Source organism: Halobacillus litoralis (assembly GCF_009856415.1).
GTDB lineage: Bacteria > Bacillota > Bacilli > Bacillales > Halobacillaceae > Halobacillus > Halobacillus litoralis_C.
In genome coordinates, this window is record NZ_WMEZ01000003.1 from 36,815 (window position 1) to 57,442 (window position 20,628).

At 45.0% G+C, this 20,628-nt stretch carries 24 protein-coding genes and 1 other annotated feature; of the genes, 5 read left to right on the forward strand and 19 right to left on the reverse strand.

The features are described 5' to 3' along the window. Window positions 1-269: 269 nt before the first annotated feature. The 7 genes from GLV98_RS09850 to GLV98_RS09880 form a co-directional block, all read right to left on the reverse strand. Complete coding sequence (locus tag GLV98_RS09850; RefSeq protein WP_160914622.1) at window positions 270-1,304, reverse strand: zinc-binding dehydrogenase; 1,035 nt, start codon at window positions 1,302-1,304, stop codon at window positions 270-272. Between the two features lie 101 nt (window positions 1,305-1,405). Then, the gene (locus GLV98_RS09855) at window positions 1,406-1,846 is read right to left on the reverse strand and encodes a GyrI-like domain-containing protein (protein WP_160914624.1); all 441 of its coding nucleotides are present in this window, start codon (window positions 1,844-1,846) and stop codon (window positions 1,406-1,408) included. Window positions 1,847-1,886: 40 nt separating this feature from the next. Next, window positions 1,887-2,309: a GNAT family N-acetyltransferase gene (locus GLV98_RS09860; protein WP_160914626.1), complete on the reverse strand. Its 423-nt coding sequence runs from the start codon at window positions 2,307-2,309 to the stop codon at window positions 1,887-1,889. Between the two features lie 92 nt (window positions 2,310-2,401). Continuing rightward, the gene (locus GLV98_RS09865) at window positions 2,402-2,902 is read right to left on the reverse strand and encodes a DUF4188 domain-containing protein (RefSeq protein WP_160914628.1); all 501 of its coding nucleotides are present in this window, start codon (window positions 2,900-2,902) and stop codon (window positions 2,402-2,404) included. A gap of 313 nt (window positions 2,903-3,215) precedes the next feature. Beyond that, window positions 3,216-3,683, reverse strand: coding sequence for a thioesterase family protein (locus tag GLV98_RS09870; protein ID WP_337193741.1), 468 nt, complete (start codon window positions 3,681-3,683; stop codon window positions 3,216-3,218). Between the two features lie 13 nt (window positions 3,684-3,696). Then, window positions 3,697-4,650 (reverse strand): 3-hydroxyacyl-CoA dehydrogenase NAD-binding domain-containing protein, encoded by a 954-nt coding sequence (locus tag GLV98_RS09875; RefSeq protein WP_160914632.1) that lies wholly within the window; start codon window positions 4,648-4,650, stop codon window positions 3,697-3,699. Window positions 4,651-4,652: 2 nt separating this feature from the next. Beyond that, complete coding sequence (locus GLV98_RS09880; RefSeq protein WP_160914634.1) at window positions 4,653-5,543, reverse strand: 3-keto-5-aminohexanoate cleavage protein; 891 nt, start codon at window positions 5,541-5,543, stop codon at window positions 4,653-4,655. A gap of 364 nt (window positions 5,544-5,907) precedes the next feature. Between GLV98_RS09880 and GLV98_RS09885 the strand changes: the two genes are divergently transcribed. Together GLV98_RS09885 and GLV98_RS09890 are read left to right on the forward strand one after the other, a co-directional pair. Continuing rightward, window positions 5,908-7,452, forward strand: coding sequence for a BCCT family transporter (locus tag GLV98_RS09885; protein ID WP_160914636.1), 1,545 nt, complete (start codon window positions 5,908-5,910; stop codon window positions 7,450-7,452). A gap of 16 nt (window positions 7,453-7,468) precedes the next feature. Continuing rightward, on the forward strand, window positions 7,469-7,870 hold the full coding sequence (locus GLV98_RS09890) for a carboxymuconolactone decarboxylase family protein (protein WP_160914638.1): 402 nt from the start codon (window positions 7,469-7,471) through the stop codon (window positions 7,868-7,870). Window positions 7,871-7,924: 54 nt separating this feature from the next. Here GLV98_RS09890 and GLV98_RS09895 read toward each other — a convergent pair whose 3' ends face one another. Beyond that, window positions 7,925-8,467, reverse strand: coding sequence for a TetR/AcrR family transcriptional regulator (locus tag GLV98_RS09895; RefSeq protein WP_160914640.1), 543 nt, complete (start codon window positions 8,465-8,467; stop codon window positions 7,925-7,927). A 56-nt stretch (window positions 8,468-8,523) separates the two neighbouring features. Next, window positions 8,524-8,766, reverse strand: a complete 243-nt coding sequence (locus GLV98_RS09900; RefSeq protein WP_160914642.1) for a hypothetical protein — start codon at window positions 8,764-8,766, stop codon at window positions 8,524-8,526. 220 nt (window positions 8,767-8,986) lie between these two features. Here GLV98_RS09900 and GLV98_RS09905 point away from each other — a divergent pair, with 220 nt between their 5' ends. Continuing rightward, window positions 8,987-10,018, forward strand: a complete 1,032-nt coding sequence (locus tag GLV98_RS09905) for a hypothetical protein (RefSeq protein ID WP_160914644.1) — start codon at window positions 8,987-8,989, stop codon at window positions 10,016-10,018. Between the two features lie 103 nt (window positions 10,019-10,121). Here the strand turns inward: GLV98_RS09905 and GLV98_RS09910 are convergent, their stop codons facing one another. The 4 genes from GLV98_RS09910 to GLV98_RS09925 form a co-directional block, all read right to left on the reverse strand. Next, window positions 10,122-10,310: a hypothetical protein gene (locus tag GLV98_RS09910; RefSeq protein WP_160914646.1), complete on the reverse strand. Its 189-nt coding sequence runs from the start codon at window positions 10,308-10,310 to the stop codon at window positions 10,122-10,124. A gap of 51 nt (window positions 10,311-10,361) precedes the next feature. Continuing rightward, window positions 10,362-10,913, reverse strand: coding sequence for an ATP-binding protein (locus GLV98_RS09915; RefSeq protein ID WP_237417104.1), 552 nt, complete (start codon window positions 10,911-10,913; stop codon window positions 10,362-10,364). After that, window positions 10,906-11,385: a VanZ family protein gene (locus GLV98_RS09920; protein ID WP_160914648.1), complete on the reverse strand. Its 480-nt coding sequence runs from the start codon at window positions 11,383-11,385 to the stop codon at window positions 10,906-10,908. Before GLV98_RS09920 ends, GLV98_RS09915 begins: the two co-directional genes overlap by 8 nt. Before the next feature lie 126 nt (window positions 11,386-11,511). Continuing rightward, window positions 11,512-12,738 carry an MFS transporter gene (locus GLV98_RS09925; RefSeq protein WP_160914650.1) on the reverse strand — a complete coding sequence of 409 codons (1,227 nt, stop codon included), beginning with the start codon at window positions 12,736-12,738 and terminating at the stop codon, window positions 11,512-11,514. 61 nt (window positions 12,739-12,799) lie between these two features. After that, window positions 12,800-13,047, reverse strand: a binding site (T-box leader). Between the two features lie 128 nt (window positions 13,048-13,175). Between GLV98_RS09925 and GLV98_RS09930 the strand changes: the two genes are divergently transcribed. Continuing rightward, window positions 13,176-14,171, forward strand: coding sequence for a hypothetical protein (locus GLV98_RS09930; RefSeq protein WP_160914652.1), 996 nt, complete (start codon window positions 13,176-13,178; stop codon window positions 14,169-14,171). Between the two features lie 82 nt (window positions 14,172-14,253). Here GLV98_RS09930 and GLV98_RS09935 read toward each other — a convergent pair whose 3' ends face one another. The 4 genes from GLV98_RS09935 to GLV98_RS09950 form a co-directional block, all read right to left on the reverse strand. Next, window positions 14,254-15,123, reverse strand: a complete 870-nt coding sequence (locus tag GLV98_RS09935; protein ID WP_160914654.1) for an SDR family oxidoreductase — start codon at window positions 15,121-15,123, stop codon at window positions 14,254-14,256. A 73-nt stretch (window positions 15,124-15,196) separates the two neighbouring features. After that, a complete protein-coding gene (locus tag GLV98_RS09940; protein WP_160914656.1) occupies window positions 15,197-15,568 on the reverse strand; it encodes a VOC family protein in 372 nt (123 codons plus the stop codon). Between the two features lie 155 nt (window positions 15,569-15,723). Next, window positions 15,724-16,143, reverse strand: a complete 420-nt coding sequence (locus tag GLV98_RS09945; protein ID WP_160914658.1) for an NUDIX domain-containing protein — start codon at window positions 16,141-16,143, stop codon at window positions 15,724-15,726. 104 nt (window positions 16,144-16,247) lie between these two features. After that, on the reverse strand, window positions 16,248-17,612 hold the full coding sequence (locus GLV98_RS09950) for a DUF2254 domain-containing protein (protein WP_160914660.1): 1,365 nt from the start codon (window positions 17,610-17,612) through the stop codon (window positions 16,248-16,250). Window positions 17,613-18,044: 432 nt separating this feature from the next. Between GLV98_RS09950 and GLV98_RS09955 the strand changes: the two genes are divergently transcribed. Further along, window positions 18,045-18,914 (forward strand): DMT family transporter, encoded by an 870-nt coding sequence (locus tag GLV98_RS09955; RefSeq protein ID WP_160914662.1) that lies wholly within the window; start codon window positions 18,045-18,047, stop codon window positions 18,912-18,914. An 85-nt stretch (window positions 18,915-18,999) separates the two neighbouring features. Here the strand turns inward: GLV98_RS09955 and GLV98_RS09960 are convergent, their stop codons facing one another. After that, window positions 19,000-19,353 carry a DUF2200 domain-containing protein gene (locus GLV98_RS09960; RefSeq protein WP_160914664.1) on the reverse strand — a complete coding sequence of 118 codons (354 nt, stop codon included), beginning with the start codon at window positions 19,351-19,353 and terminating at the stop codon, window positions 19,000-19,002. Between the two features lie 145 nt (window positions 19,354-19,498). Then, window positions 19,499-20,335: an STAS domain-containing protein gene (locus GLV98_RS09965; protein WP_160914666.1), complete on the reverse strand. Its 837-nt coding sequence runs from the start codon at window positions 20,333-20,335 to the stop codon at window positions 19,499-19,501. Between the last annotated feature and the right edge of the window lie 293 nt (window positions 20,336-20,628).

Genomic DNA, 20,628 nt, shown 5'->3' on the forward strand with positions numbered 1-20,628 from the left:
CGCCACATGATGGACGCTTTCAAGGAAATTACTAACAATTTAATAAAAAATAGGATAGGTCAGCAGGAAGGGATTGGCATTTTCAAACGTCGAAAAAACGAGAACAATCGGGGATGGTGAGCTTCCCACTCCCCTTACCCTACTTCCAGATGTAACGAAACCCTTTTCAGCCAATACGGGGTTATAAACATTTCATCTTTTAGATAAAAAAATAAGAACCTGTTTCACTATTGAAGTGAAACAGGTTCTTTATATGGATGAAACACCTTCTATGGAAGAAGAACGATTTTTCCTTTTTTGCCCGATTCTTTGAAATACTGCTGAGCTTCTCTGGCTTCCTCTAATGGAAATGTCCGGTCAATCACAGGCTGTATTTTCTTTTCAGAAATCGCTTTTAACATCCGTTGGAATTCTTCACGTGTCCCGAGAACAGATCCATACATGGTGATATGTTTCAAATAAAGGGTACGGAAATCAAGTTCTGTTTTTTGACCACCCGAAGAGCCGGATGTGCAGAATTTGCCGCCCTTTTTAAGCACGGTTAGCGCTGTAGAGAACAGTGCGTCTCCAACGACGTCAAGCACGGTATCAATCGGACCACCGTTGGCAGCTAAAATTTCTTCTTCCAGGTTCTCAGATTTATAAGACAAAACGTGTGTCGCTCCGAGTTCCTTCATTCTCTCTTCCATACTCAAATCTCCGACGAGTGCAATGACGTCCGCTCCAAATACTTTTGATGCGATCTGGACATTAAGCGAACCTACCCCGCCGTTGGCTCCTGTGACCATCACGGTTTCGCCCGGTTTCGGCTGCACTTGCTCGACCATATGCCAGGCGGTCATGCCACTGACGGAAAATACACAGCTTTCCGTGTAATCCTCAAGCGGCATATCAAAACAAAGTTCTGCCGGCCACACCACATATTCGGCATACCCACCATCATATTCTGAACCGATGAAGGACATGTCTTCCGAAATGTGTTCTTGTCCATCCGGGCCACTAGACGTGAATGGAAAAAGAACAACATCCTTGTCCATCATCGACTCATCCACTTGAGCACCGACCTGGACCACTTTTCCGGTAATATCAGAACCCGGGGTACGCGGGAATTGAACGCCTTCCGGACGCCAGCCTGACTTGCCGCCTTGTCCGTAAGCCCCTTCCCTCATCCAGATTTCTGTATTATTGATGGCACAGGCTTTAACCTGGACGAGCACTTCATTTTCTTTCGGCTCCGGGGTAGGAATGTCTGCCAGCTTTAACTGATCCACATCGCCATACCCGGTTACTTGAACAGCTTTCATCTCGAGGCACCTCTTTCCGATTCGCTTTTCTCAACTAATATGCGACATTCATCATAAGGTTATTCAATGTTCTCATCAAGTGATCGGCTCACAACCTTCATTCAGGAATCGATGATCGGCAGGTAGACCTCGACATCTTCGCTATTTTCCGTTGGGTGATACGTTTCTACAATATAAGTCAGCCAATCACGCGTGAGTTTATGTTCAGATGTCCACTGCCCTACTTCTTTATAAAGGATGTCAACGTGATCGATGGACCCTCTAGCCGAGACATATGTGCCGGAAACCTCCAAATATTCCATCCCTTTAGGCACATGGCTTGGCTTATCTTTAACCAGCACCCCTACATAATAGTGACCCTCGAGGTGACCTTCTCCCATCTTTGGCTCAAAGAGGGCAATTTCGGTATTGGTATGATGTTCGATTTCCCTTGTCCGATGCAAAAGCTGACGGGCAAATTCCGGGACTTCAGTTGCAAAATTTTTAAAAGCACCATGGCCCTTGATGCCGACAATTTGAAAGGTGCGATTGATTGTTTGCATGGTAGAACTCTCCGTTCTGAAGGAACCGTATGGCCATCGCCTAGAGTTTCTTCATTAAATAGTAGTGTTTAAACTCTTTTCCGACATGATTCAGTACCCCAAACTCGTGATATCCATGCTTTTTGTAAAAATCCAGCGCTTGAAAGCTGAGAGTATCCACTTTGATAAAATCGCATTCCTTTTTCCTTGCGATTCGTTCTGCTTCCATTAATAACTTTGTTCCATGCCCGGACCCGCGAAACTCTTCGTCCATCATAAGGGTGTGGATCTCTAGCCAGTTCCAGCAGATTTCACCGAGAAGACCTCCACGTACATATTCATCTGCGTCTTTTACATAAAGCTGGACTTCCTCATACCGACCTCTCAGGTCTTCCGGAAAGTGCTTCAAGTTGTATTCGTACAATTGTTGATCGATTTTGTCTTTGTTCTTTCTTTGGTGTTCCCATGATATTTTCAGTTCCATCATTTCTCCATCCCTCGATTCACATTGAGACGAGTTTCTTCCATTAATAATCTTTGGGACGATGTCCATGGTAGATCGCGCCTTCCGCTTTATTAATGGGAATCGACATATCGCCTTTCTTCCTTTTTTCTTAACCTTTGGTTAGCTGAAGCTGTGTAGGGTTGGACAGGGACATGCTGGTAGGCTTTGGCGAGACCAAACAAGGGCATATTTCCGTATATGACTTCATGCTCCCCGTCCTTCACTTTGTACGTTTCATGATAGATGCCGACAGCCGAGTTATCCTTCACTTTTCGATTGAAGTTTCTCCACGCCTTCAAATGCTTCGGGGCTTTGGCATAAGCATATAGCTCATCTTCCGACCGCCAATATTGGATCATCAATGTTGTTTTGAGATTGAAGAAGTTTTCCGCGGAGAAGAATCCATTGTCTTTCTGTGAATAAAGTTCCTGAACCATTGGAGGCATGGCAAGTAAGACCGGGAGCCATTTATGGACAGCCCACCACTTGTTTACCCTCATCCCGATTAAAAACACGACAACCTCATCATCAGCTTCTGCTGTATAACGACCTGGGAATACTTTAGCAGCCATCTGCTTCCTCCTTTTATGTAAAACGCGCCATCAATAGCGTCGAATAATAATTCCCATCAGAAGGCCGCTTGCCTATTTTCAGCTCCCCTTCCACCTCAAAACCAAAACGCTGATACATCTCAATCGCTTTCAGTCCAGATTACGAACAGCGTAAGTACAACTCTCCATCCATGCACCACACCCTGCCACTGTCTTAGAATTCTAAATATTCCCTTTATTATATCATGATTTGTAAACGATTATAGGGATGGAAGAAAAAGTAAGACCTGGTCACCCAAGAATTGGGTGACCAGGTCTTACAGATAATTCCATATTACTTCCTACGAATGCCGATTGTGCGCCCGACTTGTTTGGGTTGTTCTTGAGCAGATGTCTTATCGTGCTCTGCTTTCACTTTCTCGGATACTTCATCAGGAAATGGTGCAGGGCGTCCTTCGTTCTGATCGATGCCCATCAGCATTTCCTCAAGTGTCGCAACGACTTCCCCGTCAGCATTGTGCATCGTCAGAAACAGATGGATACGCTTCGCATCAAAGTCCAAGACGCGGGCGGAGACTTCAAAAGCTGCCCCTTCATGCATCTCTTTCAAGTAGCACGTATGCGTCTCCAATGTGAAAATCGTGTACTGGAACTGCTCGCGCCCTTTTTCATCAAGACCAATCCAATCGATAAACGCGTCTGTAGCAAGACTAAAGGCACGATTGTACTCAGCATCGTTCATGTGCCCGTTATAATCGACCCAGTCGCTCAGAACGGTCTGTTTGTAAGAAAAGGATGACACAAAAACCCCTCCTTTACGCTTTTGTTTTTTCTGTTTCTTTTGGCCAGTATTCCTGGACAAGATCATACAAACGGATCAGGAATTCGTTACGGTTCTGATCGAGTTCAGACATGCTCATGCCGTTCGCCTGCTCTTCACAACCGGACACGACCCTGTCGTACAACTCATCCGTTAATTCCGGCGCTTCAAGCTTCGTCCACGGCTTCTTCAATGCCGGGCCGAACTGTTTCAACATGTGACGCATGCCGCCTTCTCCGCCAGCCAGATGGAACGTGAGGAACGGTCCGTACTGCGCATAGCGCATGCCCGCCCCATGGGTGAAGGCTTTGTCCACTTCCTCTGTCGTTGCGATGCCTTCATTGACGATATGCAGGGATTCTCTCCAAATCGCTTCGATCAGTCGGTCAGCGATGTGACCTTCAATCTCATGACGGACAAGCAAGACACTCATATTCAAGCTCTCATAAAATGCCTTCGCTTTGTCTACGTTCTCCGTCGTCGTCTGTTTTCCTGCCACGACTTCCACAAGAGGAAGAATGTACACAGGATGGAACGGGTGCGCAACGACAACACGTTCCGGATGCTGCAAGTTCGCCTGCAGTTCGGAAGGCATAATCCCTGACGTACTGGATCCGATCAGGGCATCAGGTTTTGCATGCTGATCGATGTTCTTCAGGACCGTCTGCTTCAACTCTTCCACTTCCGGTACGTTTTCCTGGATAAAGTCCGCATCCTTCACGGCATCCGCCAATTCTTTTTCAAACGTTAAGCGATCTTTGGATGCACCTTCTGCAAGCCCAAGCGCTTCCACATAGGGCCACGCCTGCTCCACCGCACGGCGCATGCGCTCTTCTGCTCCTTCTGCTGGATCTGTCGCGACGACGTCATACCCTTGTGCAAGCATGCGGGCGATCCAGCCGTTTCCGATGACTCCTGTGCCGACGACGGCTACTTTTTGTACGGTCATGATTACTTCCCTCCGTGTGGATTTCTAAGATTGTAGTATTCACGTGCTTCCTGTGGCGTCATTGGCTCAAGGTCAAGGCCGCGGAGCATGGTCACTGCTTTGTCGACAAGTTGTTCGTTTCGGGCTACCACACCTTTAGATAGGTAGATATTATCCTCAAGACCCACACGAATATTTCCGCCAAGCATCGCCGCTTGAGACGCCATCGGCATTTGCATACGGCCAATGCCGAACGCGGACCAGTGCGCTTTCTCTGGAATACGGTTCTTCATATAGAGCATCGTTTCCGCATCTGCTGCTGCTCCCCACGGAATGCCCAGGCAGAATTGATACATCGGATCGCCATCGATCAATCCTTCTTCCACCAATTGATTGGCAAAACGGATGTGCCCGGTATCGAAGCATTCAAGTTCCGGCTTCACACCACTTTCCTGAATCAATTTCGCTTGATCTCGAAGCCAGTCGGTCGGGCTCATGTAAATCATGTTGCCGAAGTTCGTACTTCCACAGTCCAGCGTGCACATTTCCGGCAAAAGTTCTCCCACTGGTTCATGACGCTCCGCCGGTGTTTGGATGTCTGTCCCATCGCCACCAGCTGCCGGTGTATTCAAACTCGGAATAAAATCACCGCCGCCTCCGGACGTGATGTTAATGATGACATCCGTTTCTGATTCACGGATGCGATCGACGATTTCACGGTAGTGCTCCAAGTTATGACTGATCCCACCCGTTTTCGGATCACGGGCATGGACATGAGCAACCGTCGCTCCTGCTTTAGCCGATTCAATCGCAGATTCCGCAATCTCTTTCGGTGTTACAGGTACATGTGGATTTTTCTTCATTGTATCTCCCGCTCCTGTCACGGCAGATGTCAGCAATACTTTATTTTTCATTCCAAAGGTCCTCCTTTGAATTTGTTTGTTTCATCAACCAGCACAAACTATACCATCTGGACTGTTTAGTTTCAAATGCTTTTTATGGATTTTTCTTTAAAACCTTTTTTCTTCCCCTATAGGAGGGACATCAACGAATCAGTTATTGAAGCAATTTCTACTTTTCACAGTAAATGAACAGTCATCAAAGCGCAAAACATACGAAAATCAGTGAAATATAACTTCCCATCCTATCATTCCTTGAATATGGCTTTATATTCTCCCATTTGCACCCTTATCCATGTTTTGAAACAAAACCGTCCAGATTGTACAGTTTAAAAAGTCACATACGAAACAACCGCATTAGAATAAAGGAGGAATAGCCATGAAGAAACAACTCATGGATTGGAAAACGTTCGGAGGCGCAATTGCCTTATTACTATTCGTATCATTGCCTCTGATCATTTTCCCTGAACAAGGAAAAGAGATTGTGCTGGCGGCGAATGAGGTCGTTACACAACGATTAGGATTCTTATTTTTATCTGTCGGATTAATCATGCTGCTCTTCTTACTGTTTGTCGGAGTAAGCCGCTATGGAGATATCAAGCTCGGAGACGCTGAAACGAAAGCGGAATTCAAAACAAGCTCCTGGGCAGCGATGCTGTTCACAAGCGGGATCGGAACGGGCATTCTCTATTGGGGCGTGATTGAGTGGGCTTACTATTACCAGGGACCTCCCTTCGGCGTTGAAGCAGGTTCCAATGAAGCGATCCAGTGGGCATCCACGTATGGGTTCTTCCACTGGGGTCCGATCGCCTGGGCGATGTTCGCGATCCCTGCCCTTCCGATCGGCTACATGTTTTTCGTTAAAAAAACCGATGTGTTTAAAATCAGTGAAGCCTGTCGCCCTGTCTTAGGAAAATACACCGATGGCTGGGTCGGACGCCTTGTCGACATTCTGTTCATGTTCGGTCTGTTAGGTGGAGGCGGAACAGGCCTTGCGCTTTCCGCACCGATCATTTCTGCTGGACTGAACAACTTGATTGGTATTCCCGATACAATGACGACGAAATCGATCATTCTGCTGTTCTGCACGTTGATCTTCGGCTTGAGTGCTTATTCAGGCTTACAAAAAGGGATCCGCGTCCTCAGTGATATCAACTTGTGGCTCGCGTTCATCCTGTTGATTTTCATTTTCACTGTCGGACCGACGACATTCATTACAGAATCGACGACTTCTGCGCTCGGCCGGATGATGGACAACTTCTTCCTGATGAGCTTATGGTCTGAACCGTTCAATGACCTGGCCTCCTTCACCCGAACAGGATTCCCGGAAGGCTGGACCGTTTTCTACTGGGCATGGTGGATTGTCTATGCTCCCTTTGTCGGCCTGTTCATCGCCCGGATTTCTAAAGGTCGGACGATCCGTCAAGTCGTTTTCGGAACGATCTTATTCGGAAGTTTAGGGACGATCCTTTTCTTCGGAATCCTAGGAAACTACTCCATGTATCTCGAATTGAGTGGTCAATATCCAGTCATCGAAACCTTGAACCAGCAAGGAGCACCGGCGGCGATCATCGGCACGTTGACGGAACTGCCGCTCGCAACACTCGCGATCATCGTGTTCATTCTGCTCGCCACCATTTTCTTATCGACGACCTATGACTCCGGATCGTATGTCATTGCATCCGTTGTGCAAAAACACGTCGAAGGTGAACCGCTGAAATGGAACCGCCTGTTCTGGGCCCTGGCTTTATCTATTCTGCCAATGATTTTTATGAACATGGGCGGACTGACAACCCTTCAAACGATCAGCATCGTCGGCGGTTTCCCATTACTGATCATTCTGCCGATTCTCGGATGGTCGTTCATCAAAATGGTGAACGAAGATCGCGCCAAAGAAGAAAAAGAAAACAAAAAAGCATCTTAAGAAAGGAAGACACACCATGAGTACACGTTATGAAAAAGGACTGGAAACCCTCCGTTCCTATACAGATGAAGAAAAAGGGACCAACCATTTTGAACTTATGAAAGCACTGGAAGATATCGCCCCGGATCTCGGCACGTACATCATTGAGTTTGCCTACGGCGACATCTACAACCGCGATCACCTTAGTAAACAATCCCGCGCGCTAACGGTATTGTCGAGCCTTGTCACCCAAGGATCCGGCAGCCTGCCGCAGCTTGAGCTTCACATCAATACCGCTCTAAATGCCGGCCTTTTGGAAAAAGAAATCATTGAATCCATGATGCAGCTGATCCCGTATGTCGGTTTTCCATCGGTCATCAATGCGCTCACGCAGGCGCGAAAAGTGTTCCAAGAACGCACGGAAAAAGCCATGGCCTAAACTCTTTTCTAGACCAAATAAAAATCACCAGCTCTCACAAAGAGCTGGTGATTTTTATTTAGATTTATAGGTTTGTTCATTCAAGCGTTCAAGCACTTGTTTTCTAAGCGTCGGTGGCAAATTCCCGAGGCCGAAAATCTCGGACAGCCACAGTCCATCAACCGCAAGACGAAGGATCGTCGCATCGACTTGATCGAGACCGTCATGTTCGATATGATTCTGCCAGTCCGCATATGTATCTTGAAGAGGTTTCAACAACTTGGGATTGATCCCCTGAGCGGCGAGCATCCCGGAACTGAGCGGACGGTTTTCCGTACTTTTATCGTGCATGACGTTAATGAACGACCGTGCCCACTTCCCTGTTTCCTCCTCATCTTTTTCTACTAATTCTTCCACATTCTCCCGGTAGACATCGTTCATGTACTGGACCAGCCCTTCCACGAGTGCTTCTTTTGTGGAAAAGTGATACAACAGTCCGCCTTTGCTCACTTCCGCGCGCTTAGCGACAGCGTCCAATGTGAGCGCATCGCTCCCCTGCTCACGTACGACAAGTGCGGCTGCTTCCAAAATCTTTTGCCGTTTCGATACTCTTGGCATGTGCTTCCCTCATTTACGTTCATTTTTCTTCATGGTATCAATATTCATTGGGGTTTTCAATTTGAATGAGCTCCACGATTATGCCTTTGTTGTTTCTTTTCGTATGCATTCCCTACGACATAGCTGACGGCAATCGCCAGGATTAAAGGAACGACGGAACCACCCATAGTCACCCCCGCCGCTGTTTCTTCATAAAAAGAGAACATAAACAGTTTGTAATTAAATAAGTAACCAATTCCCACCAGACTCGCACTGACTATGATGAACGACAAAAGCCCGACCATGACCGTTTTCCACATTACGACCACCTCCTATTCCTTACCTCTTTCATATATGTAACCATCCAACGGCGATAGACTATGCTTTATTGTATCAAAATTCCCCATATGTGATCATAAAGAACCTAAAACCATTCCATCCTCTCTCATTTCCTAACCATAACCTTGAAAAATTGTGAAAAAGACGAGCGTGAAAATGATAGGATAAAAGAGCACCAATACAGGGATGGGAGAGGTTTGCATGTTAATGACGTTCAATATTGAAGAAACATCAGGTTCCAAGAAGAAAATAACCAAAAGCCCAGAAGAGATCTCTAAAGTTACATACAAAAAACTTGGACTAACCGAAGAAGCCTTAGAAGACTTCCTGCAGGATCATATTGAAGTGATTACGCTAGAAGAAGAATGGGACCTGAAAATTATCGGAAAACAAGTAAGAAATGATGCCAACAAACGGACAGACCTGGTTGGACTGGATAGCAACGGAAGCATCGTCATAATCGAAATCAAGCGTGATGAGCAGGATATGAAAGCAAGACGCGATAATTTTGAATCACAGGCGATTCGCTATGCCGCTTCTTTTGCCAAAATAGAAACCATTGAAGATCTTGTTGAACAAGTGTATGGCCGTTTTTTACTACAAAATGGTGAGGTTGATGAAAGCAGGATTGTTGAAACAGGAGTGAAAGAAATCACTGATTTTCTGCAAAAGAACGAAGCGCTTGATCACTTCAATCAGAACCAACGCATCATTTTGATCGCGTCCAGTTTCGAACCCAGCGTCCTTTCTGCATCCACCTGGCTTCTGTCCCAAGGTGTGGATATTTCTTGTATTGAAGTCGCTCCCCATTTAATCGACGGAAAAGACGACAAAGAATATATCTTGAAAGTGAATAAGCTGCTTCCCCTCGGCTCCGATGATGATTATCTAAGTGAAATTGTGAAAAAAGAGTTCACTACTTCTGCTGGTAAAGTCTCAAACAGGAAACCGGGAGAGAAACATCGCGTGCTTCCTCGTTTGAATCAAATGTTAGAGGACGGACTCGTGGACATTGGTGATGAAATCTACCATGTGTCTGATGAAGAAGGAAGCAAGACGAAATCCAGTATTCACGGGCCTAAAGAAGTTCTCTGGAACGGGAAAGTGTACTCCTTAAATGAATGGGGAGCGATGTTTCATCACAAGGAAAAGGTGAATGCCTACACGAGAGCGGTAGTCGTTCGCTACGGCAAAACGCTGGAACAGATGAGAAAAGATTACTATAAGCTTTAATCTTGCAATCCTTTCACCTCATAGAAACAACAAAAGGTACACACTTGTTTTATCATAAGTGCGTACCTTTTCTATTCCACCCGATGAACCCGCCCACCTTGATTCACGCGTGACTCTTCACATTTTCCAACGCCATAAAATAATTGAGCACGAATTGGCGAACTTCCCATTCAGGGACTTCCTTCATGCCATCCGTAAACACCGACTGATGATAAGAATAATTTCCGAAATGACGACGTTTCCCTGAAATCAGATCGGCCATCACTTTGTTCGTCTTTTCCATGTATTGCATGCTCATCAATCCTTTCTATCACTAGCATAGCCAGAATACGAGATTCTTATACTAGGACAAGAGAAGATGTGCAACTTTCTCGATCACCCTTTTGACCTCTTCCTCTTTTTCAATCGTAAAAAAGTGGTCCGCTTCCTCAGCAGTCGGGGCCTTGATATGAAGCAATTCTTCTCGCTGCCTCTGCAGGACTTCATCAAAGGAAGCTGCAGTCCGTAATACCGTTGAATCTCGCTTTCTTTCAGTTACGCGTTTTTCAAGAAGGGAGAAGGGCACGTCAAAATTTACAAGGATCGTAGAAAATCCTTTCCTCTTAAAATCATCCAATATCGCCTTCCTTGCCTTTGGATTCCGATTTGAATTACAGATCACGAGGTTTCTTTCCGTCTCTTCTACCGCATAGTTGACGATTATTTTCGTCATCCTATGTTTGATCGTGTTCGGACCATCTTCAGGTACGAGACGGGAATAATGGGTATTCAAAAATGCGGCCTGATCATCCTGGTCCACCACGACCGTGTCCGCCACCTTCTCCTCAAGCCTTCTCGCAAACGTCGACTTTCCACTGTGCGTCATTCCGACCGTCATCACCACATATCTACTCATGGCTTCCCCTTCCTATCCATTTTTGTACAAGGGTAGTCTTCCACAACTTGAAACCAAGCCAGGCACCCAATACATTTAAAATAAAATCATCGATATCAAAACTTCCCCTTTGGGTAAGTAACTGCATGACTTCTGCTGAGAGGATGATCAAAACGAAGGCGAGCAGGAATGGACTCAACCGTCTCAGTTTTCTAAACAGGGAAGGCAGGAAAATGCCCATAGGAATGAATACCAGCACATTCCCGAGCAGATTTTTCACAGCCGTCCACGTATCCATCGTCCCTTTTTCCAGGGCTGTTATATAATTTTCAATTGTTTTGAACGGAACCAGGTTGGAATGGCTTTGTATATATTCAACGAGAGTCATAGAGACCCCCGCCGACCCACGTAATTGAAAAAACATGTAAAACACGAGAAATAGAAGATACCCGATAAAACCTAAACCTAAGAAAATGCGTTGAACCTTTGACATGAGAACCTCCACCAACTTTTCTAAACAATATATTCCCTATCCATACCCCGGAATGATGGCAGACCAAACAACCATCGAGACAAATTCATGAACATGTAACATTCACCACCGAATGAAACTTCACGCTCAAACGGCCGGTCGATCCACTTGTCTCTCTTTCCAATGACGGTTTGCATACCCTAAGGATAATGTTACCAAGAGCAAGATTCCAGCGCCTCCCACCACGGCCGCTTTTACCGAAACCCACTCGGCCGCGGCACCAATAACGGTCGTCGCCAGAATGACAAGTACGCTTTCCACCACCCCAAATATACTCGTCACCCTTCCCATCACTTGAACAGGGATCCACTCCTGGTAGAAGGTGTGAAAACCTGTATTCGCAAAAGCAAGCGCAAACGATAGCAAAAAGAACCCGACCGCCGCTCCTGAAAAATCCACCGAAAACGCGTAGATCAAGTAGCCGGACGCTACGAACAACCCGCCACCAGTGAGCAGCGTTTTTGTTGACAGATGATTGCCGAACCATGTAAGGACCAAAGCGCCGACGGCAATCCCTGCTCCTGCAATACTGACTAAAAAACCATACGTCGTGTCCGTCAATCCAAGTACATCTTTTGAAAAAGCGGCTTCCAGTGAATCCAGCGCAGCGGCCATCACCATCATCAGTCCGAACAGAAAATAGATGGTCATGACCAAGAGGTGATGGTTCGTAAACGTCCGTACGACGGCCCAGTCTTCCTTAAGCAAGGCCACCGACAATATACTGTTTTCTTCTCCCCCCTTTTTTCCCAACCGGGGAAGCCATAAAGAAATCACCCCTGAAACAAGAAACGTCCAGGCATTAAAATAAATTGCAAGCTCCGGCGTTCCGATCAGAAATAAAACGCCCGCAATGGCCGGCCCGATCAGAAATCCTCCGGAATCAATCAGACTTCTCAGCGCATTGAATCGTTTCCGCTGATCCCTCCTAATCAGCTTCGTCACATACGTCATCGAAGCGGGATGGAAAACAGAACTCGCCATGTTCACGAACAAAACGAGCGCGTACATCGCCAAAAGCGAGGACAATCCAGGAAGAACAACAAGCAAGAGCGCCCTGAATACATCGAGCCCAATCATGAGATTCCGCTGATTCACTCGATCCACAATAGACCCTGCCCATACGTTCGTCATAAGCGTCGCCACCGGCTTCAGCAAATACAAAACCGCGACTGCGAGTGGCGAGCCGGTCATTTCAAGTACGATCAAATTCAATGCAATCAAATAGATCCAATCACCGATATTCGATAGGCCCACTCCTGACAGAAGTAGAAACGGGTACTTCCAGGAACGCGTCCTTTTTTTCATTTCCATACGCAACCTCCTCGCAGATGTTTTGAGATATAAAAAAACCCCACCCCCAAGACCGATCAGTCTTGGGGGCGAGGTCTGTTTCATCCGCGGTGCCACCCCAGTTTCATGGATGTGTCGCCATATCCAGCTCATCAGGTACATTTCATACCCTGGCTCTATAACGGGAGCCCCCGTCTCATGATCCCCGATGGTAGGTTCCCATGAGAAGCTCAGAGGTTTGTTTCGATAAGAGAACCCCTGCCCCTTTTCAGCTTACGGAGCTCTCTGTGAAGGCTTCTGCTTATCTACTCTTCTCTTCAACGCCACTACTTATTTCTCTATACTATGCAAGAAGCTTCACCGTATGTAAAGAACAAATCTACGATTTCATCCAAAATTTTGAAACCTTTTCCATGATCAAACGTTATCTATGTAACGAACGAGGAGGAGGAACATTTGTGAACAGAAAACACCCTTGGATTCTAGTTATTCTACTATCCTTACTATTAGCCGCCTGCAGCGAGTCGGGTTCTTCAAGCAGCGGAGAAGAAGGTTCTGTGGATACAGACGTTGAAACGCACGAATTTGTGACAAAGGTAGAAAGCTTTGAAACCGAACCCTATTCTTACGATCGAGGAGGTTTTCAAAACTTCCTAACCGATGTTGAAACGTATTATGAAGATGAAATTTTTGATGATTATTTAAATTTCCCAACGTTGTCCTTGGATTATATGACCTTTGATTTTGATGGATATGGAGATACCTCTATCACGCAGACCTTCGCAGAAGACGTGTTTGTCGACACGACCATTGCAGCACCGACTTTTGAAGAAAGCTTCTCAGGAGAGGATTTTGAAAAAGTGGACATCGCAGGTCGTGAGATGCATACAAAAGAAACAGATTACGGCGAAATTGTTTATTACTGGTATGAAGGCGATCTTCAATATTACTTATCGATCGGTGAAGGAGGTCAGGAGGAAGGAATGGAAGCCGAACAAATACTGAAGGAAGCGGAAAAAAGCCATTTCGCGGGCAAGATTTCAGGCGAAGTGCTGGATGAAGTGGTACAAGCAGACGATTTCCCAACCCCTGCACCCCCTGAAGGTTCCAAACCGATCTATGATATTTTCCTGGAATACTGGCCTGGGCAGGAAATCGAATACAACTATGAGTACGGGAAATTTGCACACTATGTGAGAACAACAGATAGCAGAATGGAAGTCACGACCGATTATTATGATGAAGTATTGACAGTAGAAGGCGACGGAGAACAGGTGGATATCGGTGTGCTGTACGAAGACGGGGATGTCTATGTAGAATTTCTTTATGGCGACCTCCAATATATGCTTGAGTATGGGGAGACAACCATTAAAAACGAATCCGAGCGGCCCGATGAGGAAGAAATCCTCGAGAACATGCGTGAAATAGCTGCAGCAATCGTCGAAGCTAATTAATCCCTCATTGATCAAGGTGACAGGGTAAGACACTCGTTGTGTCCTACCGTTTGTAACCAGGAGCAGTGAAGGCTCCTTCTCTTCACTGCTCCTGGCCCTCCTCATCTGGCAGCCATTTCTGCTTGTAATCTTTAACGTACTTTTCCAAAGCAATGGGCTTAGATTTTGAAATCTTTTCGAAATCTTCCGTGACTCCCTTAGCTAATCCCAGCTTTGTTGGAAAATGAATACCGATGACTACGTTCACAAACTCTTCTTTTTCACCCTTATTTACCATGTAGGACTTAAATTCTTTGACAGAAGGGTTGGCATATACAATTCTTTCACCCAAAACAGCAGTCATAATTTCAGCTACCTCATAAAAATCAAAGGCCTTCTCCCCGGTAATGACGTGGCTCGTATTCCTGAATTCTTCAGGGTGTTGAAAAGCATGAATGGCCACCTCTGCAAGGTCGCGGGTATCCACGAAACTGGTTTTCCCTTTCCCGGCCGGAACAAATATCCTATTCTTTTCTCTGATTTCTCTTCCGAGGAAATCGTGTAGGTTCTGCATGAAATAACCAGCCCTGATGAAGGTGTAGGGGATGCCGAGTCTTTTTAACAGCTTTTCGTTCTTAAAATGATGAATAAAAGGCAGATATTGTACGTCTTTAACAGAAAGGTAGACGATGTGCTGGACACCTTTCTCCTTGATAACTTTCAGGAATTGGTGAAACTTTATTTGGTCTCCGGGTGGATACATAAGAAAAACCTGATCGATCCCTTCCAGCGCAGCCCCAAAGGTAGCAGGGTCAGAAAAATCGAGTTTCACGAAAGAAAATTTATCCCCATACATCCGCTCTGCTTTTGCAACATTCCTTACTGCACATGTAAAGGAAAGATTTCGTTCATTCATTTTCCTGGCGACTTCAATCCCTACTTTTCCATTAAAACCCGTAACCAGTACACTCATTTGAAGCCTCCCCCTGAAACAGGAGAGAGCATCATCCTGTTTCTATTTCATTTCATCAAATAGCAAACGAAACCTATCTGTGTTGATCGATAAGTATTGGGTTGCCGTCAGGGTCTTCAATCGTAAAACTATCCGGTCCTTCGCCCGATTCATCTGCTTCTGACAAGATATTAACCCCCTTCTCTTTCAATTCTTTTTGCAGTTCGCGCACATTTGTAAACGAATCGGTGTTTTCTGCATTTTGGTTCCAACCCGGATTGAACGTCAGCATGTTTTTATCGAACATTCCTTGAAATAATCCAATTACACAACTTCCATTTTTCATAATGAGCCAATGTTGGTCAGGATCTCCCCCAAAAGCTTGAAATCCTAGATTTTCATAAAAAGCCTTCGATTGATTTATATCTTTCACTGTCAAACTTACTGAAAACGCACCAAGTTCCATAAAATCTCCTCCTCTACATTTGTTCTTCCCTTTAACAGGTTCGCTTTGATAAGCTAAAAAACCTGCCAATTCCCTTTCATAATGATTTATGAAGAGAATTGGCAGGTTTGAAAAGGAAGAAAACATAACAGGCTGACATAAGATTGCAAATGTGTTCAGATGAAAATTAGATTCAAATAATCCCCATGACCTCTGATCAGTTCAACCTCATCGCTCGAAGAAATCCAAAAGAAATGAAACGTAAGCCCCTTCTCTTCTCCCCCGCCCGTGGGTTCGTGGTCCCATTCATCCTCAGCATTAGAGACCCTCAGTTTATAGAAAAATCGGTGATGGATCGCACCATCATCGTTCTTCCATAAATCTTCAGCAAGCCATTGTTCAACATGGAAATTTCTTAACCCTGTTTCTTCTTCCATTTCTCTTAGGACCGCTTCCTGAGGATCTTCGCCCGGATCCACCGTCCCCTTGGGTATTTGAATTCCCGCTTCAGCGATCGGATGTTGAAAAACTAAGACTTGTATTTGACCTTCTTTTATTCTCGTTACGTACCCATAGGCTTTCTTTACTGGATTCACTCTTTTTCTATCCTCCAATTCAATACTTATCTTATGGAACACTAGGCTTAATAAGGGTTTCTCTGTTTCCCGACAAAACTTCCAATGTCAGTCATGACTCGCTCTTATTCAAGAGAAGCACCCTCCTCAGAGGCACTCTTCGAACTCACCCGCTTCAACATATATTCGAGCAGGAAAAGATAATCCTGTTGGTGACCTGTGTTCTTTGCAAGTTCAGACAGCTGTTCCAAAATATACAGACAGTCATTTTCATACAAGCTATAATTATCAAATCCCAAGATCGTCTGACGGGCAAATTCCCATAGATCTTCATGGACATCCTCATCCATCGTTTTACTCAGCAGGGAAATCATAGTCAAGAGCTCTGTCATCACCGTCGAATTTTGGTTCGCATACTCACGGATGGAAGCGAATCCCTTGTGAAGGTAATAACGGAAATTCTTTTGGTTCAAGATGATGCGGAGCTCTTTTTCATTGTCAAAAAGATAGGGAGAAAAATTCGTCGACTGGCCGATGCTTTTCAGCAGATCCGCAATCTGGTGAATCGTATTTGTCACTGTAAGCGGGTCATTGTGACCTAACGCTTTGATGGCGACCTCAGCAAGCTTATTCAACCCGTATTCCAGATCTTGGATTTCTGTCTGCTTGACCCCGATCTCTATCGACTTGAAATAGCGCTCGGGATGAATGGTCTGGCCGTTTTCCCAATACGTCAGGATCGGTGTTCCTTCTAAAACAAACTCCCCGATTCTGACGTCGAACCGGAGCAGGCTGTCGTCACTTTTCGCCTGTTTGATCAACCTAGAAAAATCAGCGACTTGAAGATAACCCGAGTGCTTTGTCTTGATCACCTTTCCATCAGCATCAGCCGGAAGTGATTCTACCTCGATCTCCCTCTCAAGGTGGTAAGGCTTTAATTCTTTTTCCAAGGAAGCCTGGACCTGCTTCGACTTGGCATTCATATTGAAACTGATGTTGTGGACCTGCATCCAAGTGGTGGTATGGTTGATAAAATAAATGAACGTCACCGCAGCTGTAATCGCTGTGAGGATGGAGAGTACCGGCGTTGCGACAATATACTCTTCTTCTTCATGGGTCACGTACAAAAAGTTTAACAGTACATAAATGAAACTTCCGTTAAAAATACCAAGCACATGCTGGGTCGCCCGGTCACTGACAAAGTTCACAAGCATCTTGGACGAAAACTGCCCGCTGAACGTCGTCAGAGCGACAAGCAGGGAGTTAATCGTAAAGGCACTCAAGGTCAAGACCCCACCGACGAGTGCACTCAGAAGCACCTGCAGTGTCTGGCCGCTGAAACCGATGGCCGCGGGCAGATATAAACCGACATCGACCACATAATCAAGATAAAAGGTGAAAGCGGACAATCCGATCGCTCCCACGATATACCAAAAAGGCATAAACCACAGCGTTGACTTCAATTCACTTTTCCGTTGCCGTCTCGACATCTTAAAGTATTTCTTTATATAGTAAAAGAGCCCCATATGAATCCCCAATCTATTCTTAAGACTTTTGAATCCTTCTATTTCCTACCCTGCAAAGTTGGAAGTGAACCTGTTTTTTCATGTTTCTTTGAAAAATAGGGATAAATGTCGAAAACACCCCTGGGTAGAACGAATCCTCTTTTATTTTTTTGAAAAAAATTTCAATATTTATCATAAGCGTCTCCTCCAACTTCTTTCCTTATTCTTTATGGTAAATTTTCCTTTTCCACGCAGCGAATTTCATGTTTAGTTGGAAAAAGTTTGAGGAACTACCGGTAACACGTCAATTAAACGATTCGGATCAGCATTGGATGGAGCGCTCCATCCATTTACGTATATGAACTAACTTTCCATGATTTAAGAAAATTACGATGACTGAATATTTAGGAGGCACATATGAGATACGCAGGTGTAGGATTGGTTATACTGGCCGCGATATGCTGGGGCATTAGTGGAGGAATTGCAGATATTTTAATGAGCAAGGGCTGGGACCCTATTACCATTTCCTTTTTCAGAGGTGCCGTTGGATTCTTATGTTTTTTGGTATGGTTTCTTATCCGCTTTAGCAGAAAGTGGGTTTACACCCGCCGCTTATATCTCTGGTCCTTGTTGGCTGGTGTAGGTGTGGCTGGTAATTTCACTTTATATTTTCTGAGTATCGAAGCTGCAAGCGTGGCTGTTGCTGCTACTCTGATGTACACCGCACCCGTCTTTGTCCTTTTAATATCCTTTGTATTAGGGATTGAGCGTTCCTCGTGGTTGAAATGGGGATGCATCGTCGGCGTACTTATAGGAATCATCCTTCTTACAGGTGCCTACAATATCGAAACGCTATCGGCGAGTTTTCTAGGGACAGCCGCTGGACTTGGAGCCGGCATCTGCTATGCGGTGTTCATATTCGGATTTAAAAAGGCCTCTCACAAGGGCAGCGTGGAGACAGCGTTGGCCACCGCATTTTTCTTCTTTTGTCTCATTCTCTTTGTTTTTACTGACAAGCAGGAAATGACAGATGCGGTTATGTCCAGCGACATCGGATGGTTCATTCTGTTAGGGCTCGTTGGCGCTGGTGTATCCTTTATCCTCTATATCATCGGTATACGCAAGACGGCACCATCCACAGCTTCGATGGTCGCTATGGTCGAACCCGTCACAGCGTCCTTATTCGGTGTGCTGATACTAGGAGATCAATTGGGCATGATCCAGCTTGTTGGAATGGGTCTCATCTTGTTTACGATCACAACTCTGAGCGTGAAACAGTCCGATTAAAGGAAAGTATGTCAGACTCTTATGCGATTTAACAAAGAAAACACGGCCTCAATCAGCTAATAGAGGCCGTGCTTTTCATTTTCTTTTAGGATTCCCGCAAGATCTTCTCCATCGCCTTCCCTTTTGCAAGCTCATCGATCAGCTTATCCAAATAGCGGATTTCCTGCATCGTCGGCTCTTCGATCTCTTCCACCCGGACGCCGCAGATGACCCCTTTAATCATTTTTCGTGAAGGGTTGAGGCCCGGAGATTCCTCAAAGAAGGTTTCAAAGTCTGTCTTTTTCTCCAACTGCGCCTCTAACTGTTCTTGGCTATACCCCGTCAACCAACGGATGATTTCATCGACTTCGGTTTTCGTACGACCCTTTTTCTCCGCCTTCGTCACATAATGCGGATAGACGTTTGCGAAACTCATCGTATAAATCTTATGTTTGGTCATGGTCCGTCCTCCCTTTCATGTATGGTTGACTCATTATTTCCTATATTAACATTCAAATTCTACTCTTTGTTCATATGTGTAGTATACGGCCCCCGCTAACGCTTAATCATAGTGAGAACCAGGTGCCAAACAAAAAAAGTCAACATTAAATGTTGACCTTTTCATCAAGCAATTGCAATGATTGAATAGCTCTGTGGAGACTGCTGAAGGTATGAATTCCTTTCATATCGATTCCCAGACTCACCATTGTCTGTACAATATCAGGACGGATGCCACTCATGATTCCATTTACACCCGTAAGCTTTAAAGAGTTGATCACTTTAAACAATTGATGAGCCACCATTGTATCGATGATACTCACACCAGATAAATCTAAAATAATAGTCTCAAGCTCATACTCTTCCCCCTGTTTCAAGGCATTTTCCATTAACAGCTGCGCCCTCTTCGTATCTATTTCTCCAACGATCGGGATGACACCGACTGTCTCCGTGATTCGGACAATAGGAACGGAAAGTTCATCAACCGCATAATTAGCCGTTTTTATCGTATTTTCAAAGTCATCCATATAGGATTTACTCATGAATTGCATCGCTTGGTCAACCGCATGATTAAACGGAGAAAGGATACCATAAAAATCGTCAAAAGACAGATTCTGTGTTTTCGCTTCGTCTTTGATAATAGCGCCAATGACTTCCCTATACTCACTGATTTCTCCGAGGGCCAAGTTTAAAGGCAACCTTGATTCTACTAGTTCCCCTGAGACATGATCGCTCCATTTTTCCAAATTTTTTGTAACTTCCTCAAAGTCCTGACTTAAAGAAGTTGCGTAGGCTTCAATCAATTCCATTCTCCAAGTAATGACTTGTTCTGAAGCTCCTTTTCCTATTTCACTAGGTATAGCAACCGCGCGGGCCAGCTGTTCTTTTTGTTCAAGTATTGTAGTCGTTACAGGCTTCAATGTTCCTGACTTTGCCGCCGTCATTTAATTTCCTCCTCAAAAAATGGGGATGAGTAATTAATATAAACCCCTTTTAAAAAGCTCTTGATCTTTTAATCGTTTATAATTCCCAAATGATATTCATTAATATATTACAATAATAAGTTGAAGAATTCGAGTGGAAATAATAAACTTTACGTACATGAGTGTATTCGTGTATTGGATATCTATCCATTTTACCATCACTTTATCTAAAAATTAATACGCTTTTCTTACATAGAGACTAAGTTATATAGCTAAAAACCCTGATTTCAGCTTAGAAAACAGGGATATCATAA

Excerpts from the sequence above, each read along its gene's own strand:
- GLV98_RS09850 (WP_160914622.1), bottom strand. The coding sequence starts at position 1,304 with ATGAAAGCTGTTCAAGTAACCGGGTATGGCGATGTGGATCAGTTAAAG.
- GLV98_RS09855 (WP_160914624.1), bottom strand. The coding sequence starts at position 1,846 with ATGCAAACAATCAATCGCACCTTTCAAATTGTCGGCATCAAGGGCCAT.
- GLV98_RS09860 (WP_160914626.1), bottom strand. The coding sequence starts at position 2,309 with ATGGAACTGAAAATATCATGGGAACACCAAAGAAAGAACAAAGACAAA.
- GLV98_RS09865 (WP_160914628.1), bottom strand. The coding sequence starts at position 2,902 with ATGGCTGCTAAAGTATTCCCAGGTCGTTATACAGCAGAAGCTGATGAT.
- GLV98_RS09875 (WP_160914632.1), bottom strand. The coding sequence starts at position 4,650 with ATGACCGTACAAAAAGTAGCCGTCGTCGGCACAGGAGTCATCGGAAAC.
- GLV98_RS09880 (WP_160914634.1), bottom strand. The coding sequence starts at position 5,543 with ATGAAAAATAAAGTATTGCTGACATCTGCCGTGACAGGAGCGGGAGAT.
- GLV98_RS09885 (WP_160914636.1), top strand. The coding sequence starts at position 5,908 with ATGAAGAAACAACTCATGGATTGGAAAACGTTCGGAGGCGCAATTGCC.
- GLV98_RS09890 (WP_160914638.1), top strand. The coding sequence starts at position 7,469 with ATGAGTACACGTTATGAAAAAGGACTGGAAACCCTCCGTTCCTATACA.
- GLV98_RS09895 (WP_160914640.1), bottom strand. The coding sequence starts at position 8,467 with ATGCCAAGAGTATCGAAACGGCAAAAGATTTTGGAAGCAGCCGCACTT.
- GLV98_RS09900 (WP_160914642.1), bottom strand. The coding sequence starts at position 8,766 with ATGTGGAAAACGGTCATGGTCGGGCTTTTGTCGTTCATCATAGTCAGT.
- GLV98_RS09905 (WP_160914644.1), top strand. The coding sequence starts at position 8,987 with ATGTTAATGACGTTCAATATTGAAGAAACATCAGGTTCCAAGAAGAAA.
- GLV98_RS09910 (WP_160914646.1), bottom strand. The coding sequence starts at position 10,310 with ATGCAATACATGGAAAAGACGAACAAAGTGATGGCCGATCTGATTTCA.
- GLV98_RS09915 (WP_237417104.1), bottom strand. The coding sequence starts at position 10,913 with ATGAGTAGATATGTGGTGATGACGGTCGGAATGACGCACAGTGGAAAG.
- GLV98_RS09920 (WP_160914648.1), bottom strand. The coding sequence starts at position 11,385 with ATGTCAAAGGTTCAACGCATTTTCTTAGGTTTAGGTTTTATCGGGTAT.
- GLV98_RS09925 (WP_160914650.1), bottom strand. The coding sequence starts at position 12,738 with ATGGAAATGAAAAAAAGGACGCGTTCCTGGAAGTACCCGTTTCTACTT.
- GLV98_RS09935 (WP_160914654.1), bottom strand. The coding sequence starts at position 15,123 with ATGAGTGTACTGGTTACGGGTTTTAATGGAAAAGTAGGGATTGAAGTC.
- GLV98_RS09940 (WP_160914656.1), bottom strand. The coding sequence starts at position 15,568 with ATGGAACTTGGTGCGTTTTCAGTAAGTTTGACAGTGAAAGATATAAAT.
- GLV98_RS09950 (WP_160914660.1), bottom strand. The coding sequence starts at position 17,612 with ATGTCGAGACGGCAACGGAAAAGTGAATTGAAGTCAACGCTGTGGTTT.
- GLV98_RS09955 (WP_160914662.1), top strand. The coding sequence starts at position 18,045 with ATGAGATACGCAGGTGTAGGATTGGTTATACTGGCCGCGATATGCTGG.
- GLV98_RS09960 (WP_160914664.1), bottom strand. The coding sequence starts at position 19,353 with ATGACCAAACATAAGATTTATACGATGAGTTTCGCAAACGTCTATCCG.
- GLV98_RS09965 (WP_160914666.1), bottom strand. The coding sequence starts at position 20,335 with ATGACGGCGGCAAAGTCAGGAACATTGAAGCCTGTAACGACTACAATA.